The sequence below is a fragment of the Pseudomonas monachiensis genome, from assembly GCF_047345015.1.
In the GTDB taxonomy this organism is placed as follows: Bacteria; Pseudomonadota; Gammaproteobacteria; order Pseudomonadales; family Pseudomonadaceae; genus Aquipseudomonas; species Aquipseudomonas monachiensis.
On the sequence record NZ_CP178857.1, the window covers coordinates 408,035 to 423,611 of the forward strand.

General features: G+C 61.4%; 10 protein-coding genes. 8 read left to right on the forward strand and 2 right to left on the reverse strand.

The window, feature by feature from the left end:
- Nucleotides 1-237 precede the first annotated feature (237 nt).
- The gene (gene aceF / locus ACMDB8_RS01780; protein WP_409078560.1) at nt 238-2,202 is read right to left on the reverse strand and encodes a dihydrolipoyllysine-residue acetyltransferase; all 1,965 of its coding nucleotides are present in this window, start codon (nt 2,200-2,202) and stop codon (nt 238-240) included.
- An 11-nt stretch (nt 2,203-2,213) separates the two neighbouring features.
- Nucleotides 2,214-4,859, reverse strand: a complete 2,646-nt coding sequence (gene aceE, locus ACMDB8_RS01785) for a pyruvate dehydrogenase (acetyl-transferring), homodimeric type (RefSeq protein WP_056725562.1) — start codon at nt 4,857-4,859, stop codon at nt 2,214-2,216.
- A gap of 383 nt (nt 4,860-5,242) precedes the next feature.
- On the opposite strand from aceE, the gene glnE reads away from it, so the two are divergent.
- From glnE to ACMDB8_RS01825, 8 genes are all read left to right on the forward strand, one after another.
- Nucleotides 5,243-8,182 carry a bifunctional [glutamate--ammonia ligase]-adenylyl-L-tyrosine phosphorylase/[glutamate--ammonia-ligase] adenylyltransferase gene (glnE, locus tag ACMDB8_RS01790; RefSeq protein ID WP_223541745.1) on the forward strand — a complete coding sequence of 980 codons (2,940 nt, stop codon included), beginning with the start codon at nt 5,243-5,245 and terminating at the stop codon, nt 8,180-8,182.
- Nucleotides 8,183-8,489: 307 nt separating this feature from the next.
- Nucleotides 8,490-9,524 (forward strand): lipopolysaccharide heptosyltransferase II, encoded by a 1,035-nt coding sequence (gene waaF, locus ACMDB8_RS01795; RefSeq protein WP_056725557.1) that lies wholly within the window; start codon nt 8,490-8,492, stop codon nt 9,522-9,524.
- Nucleotide 9,525: 1 nt separating this feature from the next.
- The gene (waaC, locus tag ACMDB8_RS01800) at nt 9,526-10,587 is read left to right on the forward strand and encodes a lipopolysaccharide heptosyltransferase I (RefSeq protein ID WP_409078561.1); all 1,062 of its coding nucleotides are present in this window, start codon (nt 9,526-9,528) and stop codon (nt 10,585-10,587) included.
- Nucleotides 10,587-11,708: a glycosyltransferase family 4 protein gene (locus tag ACMDB8_RS01805; protein WP_223541743.1), complete on the forward strand. Its 1,122-nt coding sequence runs from the start codon at nt 10,587-10,589 to the stop codon at nt 11,706-11,708. The genes waaC and ACMDB8_RS01805 overlap by 1 nt, the downstream gene beginning before the upstream one ends.
- The gene (gene rfaP / locus ACMDB8_RS01810) at nt 11,709-12,515 is read left to right on the forward strand and encodes a lipopolysaccharide core heptose(I) kinase RfaP (protein ID WP_056725551.1); all 807 of its coding nucleotides are present in this window, start codon (nt 11,709-11,711) and stop codon (nt 12,513-12,515) included. It abuts the gene before it with no gap.
- The gene (locus ACMDB8_RS01815) at nt 12,515-13,249 is read left to right on the forward strand and encodes a lipopolysaccharide kinase InaA family protein (protein WP_046039745.1); all 735 of its coding nucleotides are present in this window, start codon (nt 12,515-12,517) and stop codon (nt 13,247-13,249) included. Before rfaP ends, ACMDB8_RS01815 begins: the two co-directional genes overlap by 1 nt.
- On the forward strand, nt 13,246-13,998 hold the full coding sequence (locus ACMDB8_RS01820; protein WP_056725550.1) for a lipopolysaccharide kinase InaA family protein: 753 nt from the start codon (nt 13,246-13,248) through the stop codon (nt 13,996-13,998). The genes ACMDB8_RS01815 and ACMDB8_RS01820 overlap by 4 nt, the downstream gene beginning before the upstream one ends.
- The gene (locus tag ACMDB8_RS01825) at nt 13,998-15,449 is read left to right on the forward strand and encodes a lipopolysaccharide kinase InaA family protein (protein WP_409078562.1); all 1,452 of its coding nucleotides are present in this window, start codon (nt 13,998-14,000) and stop codon (nt 15,447-15,449) included. Before ACMDB8_RS01820 ends, ACMDB8_RS01825 begins: the two co-directional genes overlap by 1 nt.
- The last annotated feature ends 128 nt before the right edge of the window (nt 15,450-15,577 follow it).

The window sequence follows — 15,577 nt, forward strand, 5'->3', positions numbered from 1 at the left end:
TGGTTGTTTCGGATGTAATGGAGGGTATTCAGCCAAGACTAGTTATTTGGCCTGAATAAATATCTGGCAGAAATGGATTCGATTTGTGGGCGATATCAGCCACAAATGTAGGAAGACGTTTTAAGTAAAAGTTTCAGGCAAAAAAAGCCCCGCCAAATTGGCGGGGTTGAGGTACGAGCGTGGCGCTCGGAAACGTGGAACGCAACTGGCCCTCCGGTGAAGGAGGGCCGGTCGGTGTTACAGGAGCATGGTGCGGATGTCGCCCAGCAGATCGCTCAGACGCTTGGTGAAGCGTGCAGCAGCGGCGCCGTTGATCACACGGTGATCGTAGGACAGCGACAGTGGCAGCATCAGTTTCGGCTGGAAGGCTTTGCCGTCCCAGACTGGCTGGATGGTTGCCTTGGAAACACCGAGGATCGCCACTTCCGGCGCGTTGACGATCGGCGTGAAGCCGGTGCCGCCAATGTGGCCGAGGCTGGAAATGGTGAAGCAGGCGCCTTGCATCTCGTCCGACGAAAGCTTCTTGGTCCGGGCTTTTTCAGCCAGGGAAGCAGCTTCGGCGGCCAGTTGCAGCAGGCTCTTCTGGTCGACGTTCTTGATGACCGGTACCAGCAGGCCATCCGGAGTGTCGACGGCGAAGCCGATGTTCACGTATTTCTTGCGGATGATCGCTTTGCCGCTTGGCGCCAGCGAGCTGTTGAAGTCCGGCAGTTCCTTGAGCAGGTGCGCACAGGTCTTGAGCAGCAACGGCAGGATGGTCAGCTTGACGCCGGCCTTCTCTGCAACGGCTTTCTGGGCAACGCGGAACGCTTCGAGCTCGGTGATATCCGCCGAGTCGAATTGCGTCACGTGCGGCACGTTCAGCCAGCTGCGGTGCAGGTTGGCTGCGCCGACCTGCATCAGGCGGGTCATCGGCACTTCTTCGATTTCACCGAAGCGGCTGAAGTCCACGACCGGAATCGGCGGGATGCCCGCGCCACCGGTTGCACCGGCAGCAGCGGCCGGCGCTTCCTTGGCCTTCTGCATCATGGCCTTGACGTAAACCTGCACGTCTTCCTTCAGGATGCGACCGTGCGGACCGCTGGCGCCAACGGCACTCAGCTCGACACCGAATTCGCGGGCCAGTTGACGCACGGCAGGGCCGGCGTGAACTTTTGCACCCGGCCTGGCTGGCGCGGCGGCCGGCGCAGCAGCAGGTGCAGCGGCGGCGGCGGCAGGAGCAGCAGCTGGAGCAGGTGCGCTCGGAGCGGCAGCAGCAGCGGCAGGTGCCGGTGCGGCGGCCGGAGCGGCGCCTTTGACTTTCAGTTTCAGGATCAGGTCGCCGGTACCGACTTCGTCATCGAGCTTGATGGAAACGCTTTCCACCACGCCAGCGGCAGGCGATGGAATTTCCATGCTCGCCTTGTCGGATTCCAGGGTGATCAGCGACTGGTCGGCCACAACGGTGTCGCCGGCCTTGACCAGGACTTCGATGATCTTGGCCTTGCCCGCCGAACCGATGTCCGGAACGTGGATGTCCTGAACGCTGTCGGCAACCGGTGCAGCCGGAGCTGCTGCAGGAGCAGGCGCAGCGGCGGCAGCTGGAGCGGCAGCCTGGGCCGGAGCAGCAGCCGGTGCCGCAGCACCCGCCACTTCCAGGTCCAGGATCAGGTCGCCGGTGCCGACTTCGTCGTTGAGCTTGACGCTGATGGCCTTGACCACGCCAGCGGCTGGCGACGGGATTTCCATGCTCGCCTTGTCGGACTCCAGGGTGATCAACGATTGATCAGCCGCGACGGTGTCGCCGACCTTGACCTGGATCTCGATGATCTGGGCCTTGCCCGACGAACCGATGTCCGGCACGTGCACTTGCTGAACGCTGGCGGCAGCCGGCGCAGCGGGAGCAGGGGCGGCGGCAGGTGCCGCAGCCGGTTTGGCTTCAGCCTTGGCAGCCGGTGCAGGGGCGGCCGCAGGGGCCGCTTGCGCGGCACCTTCGACTTCCAGTTCCAGCAGTTCGTCGCCTTCTTTCAGGCGATCGCCCAGCTTCACTTTCAGGCTCTTGATGATACCGGCCTTCGGCGCAGGCACTTCCATGCTCGCCTTGTCCGACTCAAGTGTCAGGATGCTCTGGTCGGCTTCGATACGGTCGCCGACCTTCACAAACAGTTCAATTACTTCACCTTCACCGCTGCCGATGTCAGGTACGCGAATGAGTTCGCTCACAGAATCTCTCCTCAGCAGTCCAGTGGGTTGCGTTTTTCCGGGTTGATACCGAACTTGGCGATGGCCTCGGCCACAACCTTAGGTTCGATGTCACCACGGTCAGCCAGTGCTTCCAGGGCTGCCAACACCACGAAATGACGGTCGACTTCGAAGAAATGACGCAGTTTCTTGCGGCTGTCGCTGCGGCCGAAACCGTCGGTGCCCAGGACTTTGAATTCCTTGGACGGTACCCACTGACGGATCTGCTCGGCGAACAGTTTCATGTAGTCGGTAGAGGCGATGACCGGACCTTTACGGCCGTTCAGGCACTCTTCGACGTAGCTCAGCTTAGGCTTCTGGCCCGGGTGCAGACGGTTGGTGCGCTCAACGGCCAGGCCATCGCGGCGCAGTTCGTTGAAGCTGGTAACGCTCCACACGTCGGCGCCGACGTTGAACTCTTCGCGCAGGATCTTCGCTGCTTCACGGACTTCACGCAGGATGGTGCCGGAGCCCATCAGCTGAACGTGGTGCGCCGCTTCGCGGTTGTCTTCTTCGAGCAGGTACATGCCTTTCTTGATGCCTTCTTCGGCACCGGCCGGCATGGCTGGCTGCTGGTACGACTCGTTCATCACGGTGATGTAGTAGAAGACGTCCTGTTGCTCTTCGGTCATCTTCTTCATGCCGTCCTGAATGATCACCGCCAGCTCGTAGCCGTAGGTTGGATCGTAGGTGCGGCAGTTCGGGATGGTCGCGGCCAGCAGGTGGCTGTGACCGTCTTCGTGTTGCAGGCCTTCACCGTTCAGGGTGGTACGGCCGGCGGTGCCGCCGATCAGGAAGCCACGGGTGCGGCTGTCGCCAGCGGCCCATGCCAGGTCGCCGATACGCTGGAAGCCGAACATCGAGTAGAAGATGTAGAACGGCAGCATCGGCTGGTTGTGGCTGGAGTACGAAGTACCGGCAGCGATGAAGGAGCTCATGGCGCCCGCTTCGTTGATGCCTTCTTCGAGGATCTGGCCCTTCTGGTCTTCCTTGTAGAACATCACCTGGTCTTTATCGACTGGCTCGTAGAGCTGGCCGACGGAGGAGTAGATGCCCAGCTGGCGGAACATGCCTTCCATACCGAAGGTACGGGCTTCGTCCGGGATGATCGGTACGATGCGCGGGCCGATTTCCTTGTCCTTGACCAGTTGCGCGAGGATCCGCACGAAGGCCATGGTGGTGGAGATTTCGCGGTCGCCAGAGCCGTCCAGGATCGCCTTGAGGGTGTCCAGTGGCGGAGTCGGGATGTTGAAGCTCTTGGCGCGACGCTGAGGTACGAAGCCGCCCAGTGCGGTACGGCGCTCGCTCAGGTAACGGGCTTCGGCGCTGCCTTCTTCCGGTTTGAAGAACGGCAGGTTTTCCAGTTCATCGTCCTTGACCGGAATGTCGAAGCGGTCGCGGAACAACTTCAGGCTTTCGACATCGACCTTCTTGGTGTTGTGCGCAGTGTTTTTCGCTTCGCCGGCACCGGTGCCATAACCCTTGATGGTCTTGGCCAGGATGACGGTCGGTTGTTCTTTGTGGTTGACCGCTTCGTGGTACGCCGCGTAGACCTTGTACGGGTCGTGGCCGCCACGGTTGAGCTTCCAGATCTCGTCGTCGGACAGGTCTTCGACCATCGCCTTGAGTTCTGGCGTGTTGAAGAAGTGTTCACGTACGAACGCGCCGTCTTTGGCTTTGTAGTTCTGGTATTCGCCGTCGATGACTTCGTCCATGCGGCGTTGCAGGATGCCGTCGACGTCCTTGGCCAGCAGTGGGTCCCAGAAACGGCCCCAGATGACTTTGGTCACGTTCCACTGGGCACCACGGAACACGCCTTCGAGTTCCTGGATGATCTTGCCGTTGCCGCGAACCGGGCCGTCGAGGCGCTGCAGGTTGCAGTTGATGACGAAGATCAGGTTGTCCAGCTTCTCGCGGCCGGCCAGGGAGATCGCGCCCAGGGATTCCGGCTCGTCGCACTCGCCGTCGCCCAGGAAGCACCAGACTTTCTGTTTGCCTGGCTGGATGAAGCCACGGTGTTCCAGGTACTTCATGAAGCGTGCCTGGTAGATCGCCTGGATCGGGCCCAGACCCATGGATACGGTTGGGAACTGCCAGAAGTCAGGCATCAGCCAAGGGTGCGGGTAGGACGACAGGCCTTGACCATCGACTTCCTGACGGAAGTTGTTCATCTGGTCTTCGGTGATGCGGCCTTCCATGAATGCGCGGGCGTAAACGCCTGGCGAGGTGTGGCCCTGGAAGTAGATCAGGTCGCCGCCGTGTTCTTCGGTCGGGGCCTGGAAGAAGTAGTTGAAGCCGATGTCATACAGGGTCGCACTGGAAGCGAAGCTGGAGATGTGACCGCCGAGGTCAGAATCCTTCAGGTTCGTACGCATTACCATGGCCATCGCGTTCCAGCGTACCAGCGAGCGAATGCGGCGTTCCATGAACAGGTCGCCAGGCATGCGTGCTTCGTGGGTTACCGGGATGGTGTTGCGGTAAGGCGTGGTGATGGCGTAAGGCAACTGCGAACCGCTGCGGGTCGCCAGTTCACCCATACGGGTCATCAGATAGTGAGCACGGTCTTCGCCTTCTTTGTCGAGAACCGATTCCAGGGCGTCCAGCCATTCCTGGGTTTCGACGGGATCGAGGTCTTGCATGGCTTGCTCCAGGGCGGAAAGGCTTCCAGAATCGGTTGCCTGAGTTTGCGACTGGCCTTGTGGGCAGACGATATAAATTCTTGGATTGCCGATAGGTTGTTCCGGCGGCGTGTAGTTTTACTACAAATCTTCCGGCATTTCAGCCCGGCTAATGTATATACGAGTAGTAAAACTACAGATGAGCGGCTTGTGGCCCCCGGCTGCGTTGTGAGAATAATCGTTAAGGTTGGTCTTTTTCCAACTACAAAAGGTAAAAGCTTGATGCTGGCTGCCAAAATTAAAGAAATTTCAGCTATTTCTAACTTTTGTTCGACACTCCCTCAGGTAGTGGGTTTTCGAAAACCACTACATGCAGTCCGTTGTACGCCGATCAAGGATAGACCATGAGCCTCCCCTCGCTTGCCGAACTGCCCGCCATTCTCCTGCCGTTTGTCACTCGCGCCGAGCAGTCGTTCCGGGCTGCTGTGGCCGCCCTGGACGATGATCACGGGCTGTCTGCCTGGACGCCGGAACGCTGGGCGCAATTTGCCCGCGTCACCGCCGCCAGCGATTTTGTGATTGAACAGTGTGTTCGTGACCCTTTGATGTTGCTGGAGCTGGTGCACTCCGGTGAGCTGGACCGCAGCTTCGCCCCCGGTGAGTTATGCGGGCAGATCGCGGCCGCCGTAAGCGCGGCCGAGACCGACGATCTGCTTGGCCGCGTCTTGCGCCGCCAGCGTGCACGCCATCAGGTGCGGATCATCTGGCGCGACCTGACACGCCAGGCCGACTTGATCCAAACCTGCCGCGACCTTTCGGACATGGCCGATGCGAGCATCGATCAGGCCTATCAATGGTTGTACACGCGGCATTGTCAGCAGTTCGGCGTGCCGACCGGGCGACGCAGCGGCGAGCCGCAGCAGATGGTCGTTCTTGGCATGGGCAAGCTCGGTGCCGTGGAGTTGAACCTGTCGTCGGACATCGACCTGATTTTCGCCTACCCCGAGGGTGGCGAAACCGTCGGCGTCAAACGCCCGCTGGATAACCAGGAGTTCTTCATCCGTCTGGGCCAGCGGCTGATCAAGGCCCTGGACCCGATGACTGTCGACGGCTTTGTATTCCGCGTCGACATGCGCTTGCGTCCCTACGGTTCGGCGGGCGCACTGGTGCTGAGCTTCAACGCGCTGGAGCAGTATTACCAGGATCAGGGGCGCGACTGGGAGCGCTACGCGATGATCAAGTCGCGGGTGGTGGCCGGGGATCAAGTCGCCGGCGCGCAACTGCAGGAGATGCTGCGGCCATTCGTTTACCGGCGTTACCTGGACTTCTCGGCCATTGAAGCGCTGCGCACCATGAAGCAGCTGATCCAGCAGGAAGTGCGGCGCAAGGGCATGGCCGACAACATCAAGCTCGGTTCCGGCGGTATTCGCGAAGTCGAGTTCATTGCCCAGGCATTCCAGCTGATCCACGGGGGTCGCGACCTGAGCTTGCAGCAGCGCCCACTATTAAAGGTACTGGGCACGCTGGAAGGCCAGGGTTATCTGCCGCCGGCCGTGATCAGCGAGCTGCGTGAAGGCTACGAATTCCTGCGTTATACCGAACACGCGATTCAGGCGATTGCCGATCGCCAGACGCAAATGTTGCCTAATGGCGAGCAGGATCAGGCGCGCATTGCCTTTATGCTCGGTTTCGCCAACTGGACGGCGTTCCACGAACAACTGATGTACTGGCGCGGCCGTATTGCCTGGCACTTCGGGCAGGTGATTGCCGATCCCGATGAAGAGCAGGGCGCCGAAAGCGAAGTGGTGGTCGGCGGTGAGTGGTTGCCGCTGTGGGAAGAGGCCCAGGACGATGAGGCTGCCTGCCGCCAACTGGAAGAAGGTGGTTTCAAAGATGCCCCAAAAGCCTTGAAAGCCTTGGCCGGCTTGCGCGGTAGCCCGCAATTGAGGGCGATGCAGCGTCTGGGGCGCGAGCGTCTCGATGCTTTTATTCCGCGGTTGCTGGCACAGGCCGTGGAACATGACAATCCGGACCTGGTACTGGAGCGGGTGCTGCCGCTGGTCGAAGCCGTGGCCCGTCGTTCCGCGTACCTGGTGCTGTTGACCGAGAACCCCAGTGCATTGCGGCGTTTGCTGACGCTGTGCGCGGCGAGCCCGTGGATCGCCGAGCAAATCACCCGCTTCCCGCTGCTGCTCGACGAATTGCTCAACGAAGGCCGGCTGTTCAAGCCGCCACTGGCGCCAGAACTGGCGGCCGAATTACGCGAGCGCCTGACACGGATTCCCGAGGACGACCTCGAACAGCAAATGGAAGCCCTGCGCCACTTCAAGCTGGCGCACCGCTTGCGGGTGGCTGCTTCGGAAATCGCCGGCAGCCTGCCGCTGATGAAAGTCAGCGATTACCTGACCTGGCTCGCCGAGGCGATCCTGGAGCAAGTGCTGGCTCTGGCCTGGCGCCAGACCGTGGCCAAGTACGGCACGCCGCTGCGCACCGATGGCACCTTGTGCGATCCCGGCTTCATCATTGTCGGTTATGGGAAAGTCGGCGGCCTGGAACTCGGGCATGGTTCGGACCTGGACCTGGTGTTCATCCACGACGGCGATCCGCAGGCTGAAACCGATGGCGTGAAACCCATCGATGGCGCGCAATTCTTTACCCGGCTGGGGCAGCGGATCATTCACTTGCTGACGGCGCAGACCAACTCCGGGCAGTTGTATGAAGTGGACATGCGTCTGCGGCCATCCGGTGCGTCGGGCTTGTTGGTGAGCTCCTTGGGGGCGTTTGCCCGCTATCAGGAGAACGAAGCCTGGACCTGGGAACACCAGGCGCTGGTGCGGGCGCGGGTGTTGGTGGGCAGTCAGGATGTCGGTCAGGCCTTCGAGAAAGTCCGCGCCGCGATATTGGGCAAAACCCGTGATCTACCGACCCTGCGCCAGGAGGTCAGTGAGATGCGCGCCAAGATGCGCGATAACCTGGGCAGCAAGAGCACCGCGGCCGGCACCGGGGCAAATGCCTTCGAAGCCACGGCGCCGTTCGATATCAAGCAGGACGCCGGTGGTATCGTCGATATTGAATTTATGGTGCAATACGCGGCCCTGGCGTGGTCCGAAACACACCCGCCATTGCTGCGCTGGACAGACAATATCCGCATTCTGGAAGAGCTGGAGCATGAAGGGCTGATGCCGGTCGAAGATGCCAGCCTGTTGCGTGAAGCGTATAAAGCGTACCGTTCCGCCGCCCACCGGCAGGCCTTGCAGAAGGACCCGGGGGTGATTCCGGGCGACCAGTTCGCGGACGAACGGCGGCAGGTCATGCGGATCTGGCGTGAGCTGGGGCTAAGCTGAAACGGGATATTTGATACGCCCAATATCCCCTGTGGGAGCGGGCTTGCTCGCGAAGGCGGAGTGTCAGTCAATAGTGATGTTGGATGTGACGGCCCCTTCGCGAGCAAGCCCGCTCCCACAGTAGATCTGCAGTGTCATGCGGATCGAGGTACACCAATACCCAATGTGGGAGCGAGCCTGCTCGCGATAGCGGAGTGACACTCGACAGCAATGTTGAAGGTGATGACCCATCGCAAGCCGCCGTGCTCCCGCAGAGATTCTCGAGGCGGGGAGGCGTAGGCCTCCCCGGTTCGTTTATGGAAACCACATGAAAATTCTGATCGTTGGGCCCAGTTGGGTCGGTGACATGGTGATGGCGCAGACACTTTTCCAGTGTCTGAAACAACGCCACCCGCAATGCGAAATCGACGTGCTGGCCCCCGAGTGGAGCCGGCCGATTCTTGAGCGCATGCCCGAAGTTCGCCAGGCCTTGAGCTTTCCGCTCGGTCACGGTGTCCTGGAGCTGGCAACGCGTCGGCGCATCGGCAAATCCCTGGCTGGCCAGTACGACCAGGCGATCCTGCTACCCAATTCCCTGAAGTCGGCACTGGTGCCGTTCTTTGCCGGCATCCCGAAACGCACCGGCTGGCGTGGCGAGTTCCGCTATGGCCTGCTCAACGACGTGCGCACGCTGGACAAGGATCGTTATCCGCTGATGATCGAGCGCTTCATGGCCCTGGCTTACGAGCCTGGCGTTGAACTGCCAAAACCCTATCCGCGCCCGACACTGCAGATCGACCCGGTTACCCGCGAAGCGGCACTGGCCAAATTCGGCCTGACCCTCGACCGCCCGGTGTTGGTCCTGTGCCCTGGTGCCGAGTTCGGTGAATCCAAGCGCTGGCCGTCCGAGCATTACGCCGCGGTTGCCGAAGCGAAGATCCGCGAAGGCTGGCAAGTCTGGCTGTTCGGTTCGAAAAACGATCACGCCGTGGGCGAAGACATCCGCGCGCGGCTGATTCCCGGCCTGCGTGAAGAATCGGTCAACCTCAGCGGCGGCACCTCGCTGGCTGAAGCCATCGACCTGATGTCCTGCGCCGATGCGGTGGTGTCCAACGACTCCGGATTGATGCACGTTGCCGCCGCGCTGAACCGCCCGCTGGTCGCGGTCTACGGCTCGACGTCGCCAGGTTTCACGCCACCGCTGGCCGAGCACGTCGAAGTCGTTCGCCTGGGTATCGAATGCAGCCCATGCTTCGACCGCACTTGCCGTTTCGGCCATTACAACTGCCTGCGCCAACTCATGCCGCAAGCGGTGAACGAAGCCCTGCAGCGGTTGCAAGGCACTCCGGTCGAGGTCAAATAGCTTGCGGGTTCTGTTGATCAAGACGTCATCGTTGGGCGACGTCATTCATGCGTTGCCGGCGTTGACCGACGCTGCACGGGCGATTCCCGGCATCAAATTCGACTGGGTGGTGGAAGAAGGCTTTGCCGAGATCCCGACCTGGCATCCAGCGGTGGACAAGGTGATTCCGGTGGCGATCCGTCGCTGGCGCAAAAACATCTGGCAGACCATCAAGAGCGGTGAGTGGAAGCGCTTCAAGCAAAGCGTTCGCGCCACGAAATATGACTTGGTGATCGACGCCCAGGGCTTGCTGAAAAGCGCCTGGCTGACCCGTTACGTCAAGGCCCCGGTGGCCGGCCTCGATAAAAGCTCGGCGCGCGAGCCCATCGCCGCGCGCTTCTACAATCGACGCCTGGCCGTTGCCCGCGGGCAGCACGCGGTGGAGCGAGTGCGTCAGTTGTTCGCCATCGCGTTGGGCTATGACTTGCCCAAAGGCCTGGGCGACTACGGCTTGAATATCGAGCGCCTGGTGGAATTGCCGCGCAAGAATCCGTACGTGGTGTTTCTGCACGGCACCACCTGGGACACCAAACACTGGCCAGAAGCCTATTGGCGCGAGCTGACCGAACGGGTCGGCTACCTTGGGGTCGGGGTGAAACTGCCTTGGGGCAATGCCGTGGAAAAGGCCCGCGCCGAGCGTATCGCTGCCGGTTTCAAACACGCCGAAGTGTTGCCCAAACTGAATCTGGCCGGTGTCGGCAAGGTACTGGCGGGCGCGCAAGCCTGCGTGGCGGTAGACACCGGCCTGGGCCATCTGGCTGCCGCGCTGGATGTGCCGACGCTGTCGCTGTTCGGCCCGACCAATCCGGGCCTGACCGGCGCCTATGGCAAGGTGCAGATTCACCTGGCCAGCGATTTCCCTTGTGCTCCGTGCCTGCAAAAGAAATGCACTTATCAACCGACGGCTGAAGATGCCCGTCAATTTGACCTGAAACGCGAGTGGCCGTTGTGCTTCACGCGTCTGAATCCCGAGCGTGTCGCCAGCCGACTGAGCACGTTGTTAATGGCTGAGGAGCTGCGCTGATGCAATTGGCATTTGTCTTGTACAAATATTTTCCCTTTGGCGGTTTGCAGCGCGACTTCATGCGAATCGCCCTGGAGTGCCAGAAACGCGGCCATCAGATTCGCGTCTACACGCTGATCTGGGAAGGCGACGTCCCTCCGGGTTTCGAAGTGCTGGTGGCGCCGGTCAAGGCGTTCTTCAACCATCGGCGCAACGAAAAGCTCAGCGAATGGATGGAAGCGGACCTGGCCAAGCGCCCGGTCGACCGCCTGATCGGCTTCAACAAGATGCCGGGCCTGGACGTCTACTATGCCGCCGACGGCTGCTTCGAAGACAAGGCGCAGAACCTGCGTAACTCGCTGTATCGCCGTTGGGGCCGCTATCGCCATTTCGCCGAATACGAGCGGGCGGTGTTCGCCAAAGAGGCGAAGACCGAAGTACTGATGATTTCCGAGGTCCAGCAGCCGCTGTTCATCAAGCATTACGACACTCCGCTGGAGCGCTTCCACCTGCTGCCACCGGGTATCGCCCAGGACCGTCGCCGACCGGCGGATGCCGATGAAATTCGCGCCGGGTTCCGTGCTGAGTTCAATCTCAAGGACGACGAACTGCTGCTGGTGCAGATCGGTTCCGGGTTCAAGACCAAGGGGGTGGACCGCAGCCTCAAGGCCCTGGCGGCATTGCCCGCTGATCTGAAGAAGCGCACCCGGCTGTTTGTAATTGGCCAGGATGACCCCAAATTATTCCAGATGCAGAGTGCGACATTGGGGTTGGGCGACAACGTCACCTTCCTCAAGGGGCGTAGCGATATCCCGCGTTTCCTGCTGGGTGCCGATCTGTTGATTCACCCGGCGTACAACGAAAATACCGGCACTGTGCTGCTCGAAGCCCTGGTGGCCGGCCTGCCGGTGCTGGTGAGTGCGGTGTGCGGTTACGCCCATTACATCGCCGAGGCCGATGCGGGCCTGGTGCTGGACGAACCGTTCGATCAGGCGCAGCTGACGCAGTACCTGACCGGCATGTTGAACGACGCTCAAGCAAGGGCGGCCTGGAGCCGCAACGGTCTGGCCTTCGCCGAAACGGCCGACCTCTACAGCATGCCGCAGCACGCGGCCGATGTGATTCTGGCGGAGCGCGCTTAAATGAAGTTGATGCTGGCTGAACCGTTCAAGAGCCTTTGGGCCGGACGCGACCCGTTCGCCGAAGTCGAGGGGCTCAAGGGTGAGGTGTACCGCGAGCTGGAAGCACGCAGGACATTACGCACGGAAGTCGACGGCAACGGGTTTTTCGTGAAAATCCACCGTGGCATCGGCTGGGGCGAAATCTTCAAGAACCTGCTCACCGCCAAACTCCCTGTACTGGGTGCCGGTCAGGAGTGGCAGGCCATTCAGCGCCTGCAGGAAGTCGGCGTGCCGACCATGACCGCCGTTGCGTATGGCGAGAAGGGTAGCAACCCGGCCGACCAGCACTCGTTCATCGTGACCGAAGAGCTGGCGCCGACGGTCAGCCTGGAAGACTTCAGTATCAACTGGGTCAAGCAGCCGCCCGAGCCAAAACTCAAGCGCGCGCTGATCGCCGAAGTCGCACGCATGACTGGCATGATGCACCGCGCCGGGGTCAATCACCGCGACTGCTACATCTGCCATTTCCTGCTGCACACCGACAAGCCGGTGACCTTTGATGACTTCAAGCTCTCGGTGATCGACCTGCACCGTGCCCAGACCCGCCCGGCGATCACCTCGCGCTGGCGCAACAAGGACCTGGCCGCGCTGTACTTTTCCGCGCTGGACATCGGTCTGACCCGCCGCGACAAGCTGCGCTTCCTCAAGGGCTATTTCCAGCAGCCGCTGCGCCAGATCCTGAGTGAAGAGGCGTCTTTGCTGGCCTGGCTCGACGGCAAGGCCAACAAGCTCTATGAGCGTAAACAGCGATACGGGGATGCGCTCTGATGTCGGGTTGGAAACTGGATCCGGCCTACAGCGAGCTGGCCGATGACTTTGGCAGCCTCGAGGCTGTGTTTGCACTGCAAGGCGAGCGTTTGACCAGTGACGTGCTCTCGGAGGTCATCCGTGTCGAGCGCAATGGCGTCAACTATTACGTCAAACGGTATGTGGGTGCCGGCAAAGGCTTGCGGCGTTACCTGGGCAAGCCTCGGGTGAAGATGGAATGGCAGAACCTCAAGCGCTTCGCCAAGTGGGGCATTCCCACTGCCGAAGTAGTGGCCTGGGGGCTGGAGCGGCGCGGTGCGGCCTACGCTCGCGGCGCGATGATTACCCGGGAACTGCCGCGCACCGAAGACTTGTCGGCACTGGCCGAGCGCCGCGACCCGAAGCTGTCGGATCGCGCCTGGGTCGATACCGTCAGTCGCCAGTTGGCCCAATACACCCGGACCATGCACGACCACCGCTTCACCCATAATGATCTGAAGTGGCGCAACCTGCTGATCGACGATGAGGCTCGAGTGTTTCTGATCGACTGCCCCAACGGCGATTTCTGGCGCGGTTTCTGGCTCAAGTACCGTATTACCAAGGATCTGGCGTGCCTGGACAAGGTCGCCAAGTATCAATTGTCGGCTACCCAGCGCCTGCGCTTTTACCTGCAATACCGCAACCGGACCCGGCTCAACGCTGCGGACAAAAAACGCATCCGGCATGTGGTGAGATTTTTCGAGGGACGCGAATGACTGATTTTCTGGCCGCTGAGGACCGTGCGCTGCTTGAGCGCCATGGCCTCGGCACGTTCGAGGCGCTCTGGGCCAAGCAGCTCGATGCGGTGGACGAACCCAACACCGGTCGCGGTGGCTGGAGCAGCGTGTTTCGGCTGGATCTGGAAGGTCATGGTTTTTACCTCAAGCGTCAAAGCAACTACCTGACCCGCACCTTGCGCGCACCGTTCGGCGAGCCGAGTTTCGCTCGCGAGTTTCGCAACATCTCCCGTTACCGGAAGATGGGCATTCCGGCGCTGGACGCGGTGTTTTACGGGGAGCGCAAGGTCAATGGCGAAGTCCGCGCGATCCTGATGACCCGCGCCCTGGACGGTTGGGACGACCTCGACTCGCTGTTGCAGCGCTGGGCTCAATTGAGCCCTGAGCAGCACTCGGAAATCCTCAAGGCCAGTGGCGAACTGGCCCGGCAGCTGCACGCCGCACGCCAGGTGCATGGGTGCTTTTATCCCAAGCACATTTTCATGCGCGCCACCGGCAACGGCTATCAGGCTCAATTGATTGACCTGGAAAAGACCCGGCCGCTGCTGTACGGGCAGCGTGACCGAATCAAGGATCTGGAACCGCTGACGCGTCGCGCGCCCGAGTGGGGCGAGTCGCAACTGCGGCAATTGCTGGCCGCCTATCTGGATCAGCCGCAGGACAGCTCGCTGATTGACAACTGGCTGCAGCGGTTGACCGCGCGGCGCAGCCAGAAGAGGCCACGCTGATGCGATTGTCCGAACTGAAGTCTGCCGGCCGTACCCCAGGCTTGCCGCTGAGCGTTTCGCTGGCCGACGCCGCCGGCCCCGCCGAGTTGCAATTGCTGAGCCTGTTGCGGGTGTTGCCGGGGCAGCGTTATGTCGGTGCCGGCGTCTGGCGTGGCCGGCCGGTGCTGGCCAAATTGCTGGTCGGCAGCAAGGCTGCACGGCATTTTCAGCGTGAACTGGACGGCGTGCGCCTACTGTCTGCCCAGGGGCTGACCACGCCGCAGTTGTTGGCCGATGGCCTGAAGGACGGCGAGGGTGGCTGGCTGCTGTTTGATTTCCTTGAGCATGCCGAAAGCCTGGGCGACACCTGGAAGCAGGTTGAGCAGCAGCCCGTACTGTCCGATGGGCAAGGCGCGGTGCTGGCCGAGGCGTTGGGCGCGATCGGTCAGATGCATCGCAAGGGGCTGTGGCAAGAAGACCTGCATCTGGACAACCTGCTGCGCCAGGGCGGGCGCCTGTACCTGATCGATGGCGCGGGCATCTGCTGCGAGACGCCTGGCCAGCCGCTGTCCCGGCAGAAGGTCCTGGAAAACCTCGGGGTGTTCTTCGCCCAGTTGCCGAAGTCGATCGAGCCCTTCATTGAAGAGTTGCTGGTGTATTACCTGCTCAGCAACGGCGAACACGCCTTGCCCATGGAAGCGTTGCAGAAGCAGATCGACAAGGTCCGCAGCTGGCGCCTCAAGGACTTCCTGATCAAGGTCGGCCGCGAGTGCACGCTGTTCAGCGTCCAGCGCGGGGCCTTCGGACTACAGGCGATTCGCCGAGAGGAAGTGCCGTCGATGGTGCCGGTGCTGGAGCAGGCCGATGCCTTGCTCGATCAGGGGCATCTGTACAAGACCGGCGGTGCGGCGAGTGTCGGCAAGGTCGAGGTGGATGGCCGCACGCTGGTGATCAAGCGCTACAACATCAAGGGTTTTGCTCACTGGCTCAAGCGTTTCTGGCGCCCGAGCCGGGCCTGGCATTCCTGGCGCGAAGGCAACCGCCTGGCATTCCTCGGGATTGCCACGCCCAAGCCGCTGGCGTTGCTGGAAAAGCGTTTCATGTGGCTGCGCAGCCGGGCTTACCTGATCACCGAGTACCTGCCGGGGCCGGACATCATCGAGCGTTTTGCGCCGTATGTGGAACGTGGCGATGCACCGCAAGCCGAACTGGCGGCACTGGATCATCTGTTCGCCGAATTGATTCGCCTGCGCATCAGCCATGGCGACTTCAAGGGGCATAACCTGTTCTGGCAGCAGGATCGCTGGGCGTTGATCGACCTCGACTCGATGTGCCAGCACGGCTCCCTCGGCAGCTTCGCCCCGGCGTATGCCAGGGATCGCGCGCGGTTCATGCGCAATTGGCCTGAAGGTAGTGCCCTTTACCAGGTCATCGATCAGCGTCTTCCCAAGGACATCTCAGGCGCTGCTTAAGCCGCTATCGCGAGCAAGCTCGCTCCCACAGGGATTGGTGGTGAACACAAAACCTGTGAACACCTCAGTTCAAATGTGGGAGCGAGCTTGCTCCGGGCGGCGTTCCGACGATGAGGCCGGAACTGCCA

Bases quoted from the DNA above. Each gene is read 5' to 3' on its own strand.
- aceE (WP_056725562.1), bottom strand. From the start codon at position 4,859: ATGCAAGACCTCGATCCCGTCGAAACCCAGGAATGGCTGGACGCCCTG.
- glnE (WP_223541745.1), top strand. From the start codon at position 5,243: ATGAGCCTCCCCTCGCTTGCCGAACTGCCCGCCATTCTCCTGCCGTTT.
- waaF (WP_056725557.1), top strand. From the start codon at position 8,490: ATGAAAATTCTGATCGTTGGGCCCAGTTGGGTCGGTGACATGGTGATG.
- ACMDB8_RS01805 (WP_223541743.1), top strand. From the start codon at position 10,587: ATGCAATTGGCATTTGTCTTGTACAAATATTTTCCCTTTGGCGGTTTG.
- rfaP (WP_056725551.1), top strand. From the start codon at position 11,709: ATGAAGTTGATGCTGGCTGAACCGTTCAAGAGCCTTTGGGCCGGACGC.
- ACMDB8_RS01815 (WP_046039745.1), top strand. From the start codon at position 12,515: ATGTCGGGTTGGAAACTGGATCCGGCCTACAGCGAGCTGGCCGATGAC.
- ACMDB8_RS01820 (WP_056725550.1), top strand. From the start codon at position 13,246: ATGACTGATTTTCTGGCCGCTGAGGACCGTGCGCTGCTTGAGCGCCAT.
- ACMDB8_RS01825 (WP_409078562.1), top strand. From the start codon at position 13,998: ATGCGATTGTCCGAACTGAAGTCTGCCGGCCGTACCCCAGGCTTGCCG.